This window comes from Aminobacter sp. P4_D5 (assembly GCF_056401815.1).
Window position 1 is genome coordinate 1 of sequence record NZ_JBFUIP010000304.1, and the last position, 3630, is coordinate 3630.

6 protein-coding genes are annotated in these 3630 nt (G+C 61.3%); all 6 read right to left on the bottom strand.

Going from position 1 to position 3630, the window contains the following annotated elements; translation table 11 throughout:
• Nucleotides 1-8: 8 nt before the first annotated feature.
• On the bottom strand, nt 9-374 hold the full coding sequence (locus tag AC1DWF_RS30990) for a PRC-barrel domain-containing protein (protein WP_476786040.1): 366 nt from the start codon (nt 372-374) through the stop codon (nt 9-11).
• 93 nt (nt 375-467) lie between these two features.
• Nucleotides 468-671: a dodecin family protein gene (locus AC1DWF_RS30995; protein WP_476786041.1), complete on the bottom strand. Its 204-nt coding sequence runs from the start codon at nt 669-671 to the stop codon at nt 468-470.
• Nucleotides 672-798: 127 nt separating this feature from the next.
• Nucleotides 799-1632 (bottom strand): 3-deoxy-8-phosphooctulonate synthase, encoded by an 834-nt coding sequence (gene kdsA / locus AC1DWF_RS31000; RefSeq protein WP_476786042.1) that lies wholly within the window; start codon nt 1630-1632, stop codon nt 799-801.
• On the bottom strand, nt 1629-2474 hold the full coding sequence (locus tag AC1DWF_RS31005; protein WP_476787566.1) for a VOC family protein: 846 nt from the start codon (nt 2472-2474) through the stop codon (nt 1629-1631). Before AC1DWF_RS31005 ends, kdsA begins: the two co-directional genes overlap by 4 nt.
• Nucleotides 2475-2533: 59 nt before the next feature.
• On the bottom strand, nt 2534-3076 hold the full coding sequence (locus AC1DWF_RS31010; protein ID WP_476786688.1) for a DUF1697 domain-containing protein: 543 nt from the start codon (nt 3074-3076) through the stop codon (nt 2534-2536).
• Nucleotides 3077-3137: 61 nt separating this feature from the next.
• The coding region (locus tag AC1DWF_RS31015; protein ID WP_476842480.1) for a glutamine amidotransferase-related protein at nt 3138-3630 on the bottom strand (493 nt) is incomplete at its 5' end.

Below are 3630 nucleotides of genomic sequence, written 5' to 3' on the forward strand. Positions count from 1 at the left end.
TTGTTGGATCAGTGCCAGTACGGCTTGACCTGGTAATGCTGGAAAGACGCATCGCGCGCAACGCGACCGTCATCTTCGGTCAGATCGTCGATCGAATAAGACGGTGCAGACTTCAGCTGATCCTTGGAGAAAGGAACGACATAGCCGCCGAGACCCTTGTCGTAATCCAGCGTCGACCACGGAATGGCGTGATATTTTTCGCCGATGCCGAGAAAGCCGCCAAATCCGATGACGGCAAACATGATGCCGTTGGACATCTTGTCGAGCATGACGTCTTCGATCGCGCCGATGGTCTCGCCTGCGGTATTGTAGACTTTGGTGCCGATGACCCGCGATGCGGGAATAGCTTCGGTATGACCTGTGTGGGTCGTCATGGCTTGCTCCTCGTTGGTTGGTGGATGCAAGGGGTAACGATCCCCCAAAGCGGAGGTTCCAAAGTTTTACCGATGATGGATTGCGCCGACCGGTCAGTCGGTGAGGATGAAGGTCACCTTCATGTTGACGCGGTAGGCGACGATCTTGCCGTTTTCGATGACGACTTTCTGGTCCTGGATCCAGGCGCCTTCGACATTCTTCAGCGTCTTGGACGCGCGGGCGATGCCGTCTTCAATGGCATCCTTGAAGCTCTTGGTCGACGATGAGGTGATTTCCGTAACGCGGGCAACAGACATAGGATTCCTCCAGCTGAGATGCTCAGTCACGGAGGAAAGCCTACGCCGGGTACCTGCAGGGCTCAAGCAGGAGTTGTGCTGGGGGGCATGTGCACCGAGAGGCGCACCAGTGCCTGGCAGTGCAGCGTCAGCCCTTGGCGATACGGTCGAACGCCATCAAACGCTCGAGCAGAGCCGGCAAATCCTTGAGCGGCACCATGTTGGGGCCGTCCGACGAGGTCGAATTGTCGGGGTCTTCGTGCGTTTCGATGAACACACCTGCGACGCCAACAGCGACGGCCGCGCGCGCCAGAGTCTCGACGAAGCGGCGCTCGCCGCCCGAGGTGGCACCCTGCCCGCCTGGCTGCTGCACCGAATGGGTTGCGTCGAAAATCACCGGGGCGCCGATGTCGGCCATGATCGGCAGCGCGCGCATGTCTGATACCAGCGTGTTGTAGCCGAAGGATGCGCCACGCTCGGTGACCAGAACGTTCGGGTTGCCCGAGTCAGTGACCTTGGCGACGACGTTCTTCATGTCCCAGGGCGCAAGGAACTGGCCCTTCTTCACATTGACGACCTTGCCGGTCTTGGCCGCGGCGACCAGCAGGTCGGTCTGGCGGCTGAGGAAGGCCGGGATCTGCAGCACGTCGACGACTTCGCCAACGATCGCGCACTGTTCTTCGGTATGGACGTCGGTGATGACGGCGACGCCGAGCTCCTTGCGCAGGTCGGCGAAGACGGGCAGCGCCGCATCGAGGCCAGCACCGCGCGTGCTCGACAGCGAGCTGCGGTTGGCCTTGTCGAAGCTCGACTTGTAGACGAAGCCGATGCCGAGCTTGAGGGTCAGCTCCTTGAGCGCGCCGGCCATGTCGAAGGCATGCTGGCGCGATTCGAACTGGCACGGGCCGGCGATCAGCGACAGCGGCGCATTGTTGGCGAAAAGGGTCTTGCCGATCGTCACATTTGCATTCGGCTTGGTCATTTCAATTCCTCGAAAATGAAGGTCGCACCTTGCCCGGGTGCCGAAGGCACCACCAGGCGTTGACCGCTTAGATCGTACTCGATGCCGTTGCGGACAAGAAGCGACTTGGCCGCGCCGAGATCATCGACGGCAAAAACCATCGCCTCAAGGCGAATCCCATTGGAATTTGGCGTGGAGCGGATGGAAAGTCTTGCATTGGCGAGCGGCACGGAGGCCCCGTCAACACTGCTGCGTGCGATTGTCGCCAGCAATGCCCCAGCGGCTTGCGTGCTTCCAGCAGTCGCTTCGACGGCCAGAACACGCCTCACGCCATTGGCATGCGTCTGAAGTGCTGTGCGGTCAACATTGGGTGCGTTGACGCGCTCGCAGGTGAAGAAGAACGCGTCCGTCGCCGTGTCAGGCTCGGCGGCAAACGCCAGCCGGAACGATGCCTGATCCGATTTGCCTGCCGCATCAACGAAGGGACGCGAAAAGTCGAGCCTTGGGCCAGCGGAAACGCCTGCGGCAACGAACTCGGCATGGTCGACGTCGGCATCTTCGGTTCCAAACACCACAGCCGAAAAACCTTCGTCGCCATGGGCATCACGATACGCGCGGTCACGCGCGACAAAGACATTGCCTTCGGCCACGGCCCGGTCAGCGACGGCACCGTCGCCCACAGCCAGAGGCTCCATGAAGGTACCGTCACCGAGATAGACGCAGCAATTGGCGGTACCGAAGGGATGAATGCCGAGGGGCGACACCGTGAAGCCAAGTGCCGAAAGCCGCTGCCGCGCGATCGCAAGGTCGGCGGTCGGCAACACGATGTGGTCGAGCGTGCGTGGCTTGTCGTTGTGTGTCATATGCCTGCGCTGTGCCTCAATTCCTCATTTTGCGCAAGGCTGCCGCAAGGGCATTGCCCTCACCCGGCCACCATCTCGCCCAACCGGCGCACAGTGTTCCAGTTGCGCGATGTACCGACACCGCCGGCGCGCTTGGGTGTCAGTGCGCCAAGCAGCCGCGACGTGCCGGCGCTGCGGGAGAAATGGAGCCAGATGTCGCCATTTACCGCGGCAAGCTTCTCGTCGGCGGCCACATAGGGCGTCAGCTCTGCCAAAACCTCTGGCGCTACTGGTGCACGCATGACCCGCACCGCCACCTGGTCGGGGTACAGAACGGCTTCTTCAGGAAACGGGTTGGCCGCCACCAGCGTCAGCCAATCGTCGGCACGGCGCACGATGATATCGACGTGTTTGCCGAACTTTTGCTGGAATGCCTTTTCCAGCCGGGTCTCGATCATGGAGACCGGCTGTTCGTCGGCTTCGAAAACCAGATTGCCTGTTGCAACCAAGGTGCGTGGCTTTTGAAAGCCCGCGGCTTCGGTCATGTCGCGCAGATCGGACATCACGACCCGACGCCCCTCGCCCAGTATGATGCTGTAGAGAAGCGCAACATAGGTCGTCATGAGTGTGTCATGACCTCGGCAGGTTTGCGCGCCAACGGTTTCACGCCGGCGCGCATGCCAATCAGACGAGCCTGCTTTGTTCGACCGCAGCCTCGATGAAGCTCGCGAACAAAGGATGCGGGTCGAGCGGACGGCTCTTCAGYTCCGGATGGWACTGCACGCCGATGAACCAGGGATGGTCRGGRTATTCGACCGTCTCGGGCAGCACGGCGTCAGGCGACATGCCGGCGAAGACCAAGCCGCACGCTTCGAGCCGGTCCTTGTAGTCGATATTGACCTCGTAGCGGTGACGGTGGCGCTCGGAGATATCGGTATCGCCATAGATTTCGGCGATTTTCGAGCCTTCCGAAAGCTTGGCTTCATAAGCGCCCAAGCGCATCGTGCCGCCGAGATCGCCGGCTGCCCGACGCTTCTCCAGCATGTTGCCCTTGAGCCATTCGGTCATCAGGCCGACGACCGGCTCCTTGGTGGCGCCGAACTCGGTCGACGAGGCATTCTCGATACCGGCAAGTGACCGTGCGGCCTCGATGCAGGCCATCTGCATGCCAAAGCAG

Bases quoted from the DNA above. Each gene is read 5' to 3' on its own strand.
- AC1DWF_RS30990 (WP_476786040.1), bottom strand. From the start codon at position 374: ATGACGACCCACACAGGTCATACCGAAGCTATTCCCGCATCGCGGGTC.
- AC1DWF_RS30995 (WP_476786041.1), bottom strand. From the start codon at position 671: ATGTCTGTTGCCCGCGTTACGGAAATCACCTCATCGTCGACCAAGAGC.
- kdsA (WP_476786042.1), bottom strand. From the start codon at position 1,632: ATGACCAAGCCGAATGCAAATGTGACGATCGGCAAGACCCTTTTCGCC.
- AC1DWF_RS31005 (WP_476787566.1), bottom strand. From the start codon at position 2,474: ATGACACACAACGACAAGCCACGCACGCTCGACCACATCGTGTTGCCG.
- AC1DWF_RS31010 (WP_476786688.1), bottom strand. From the start codon at position 3,076: ATGACGACCTATGTTGCGCTTCTCTACAGCATCATACTGGGCGAGGGG.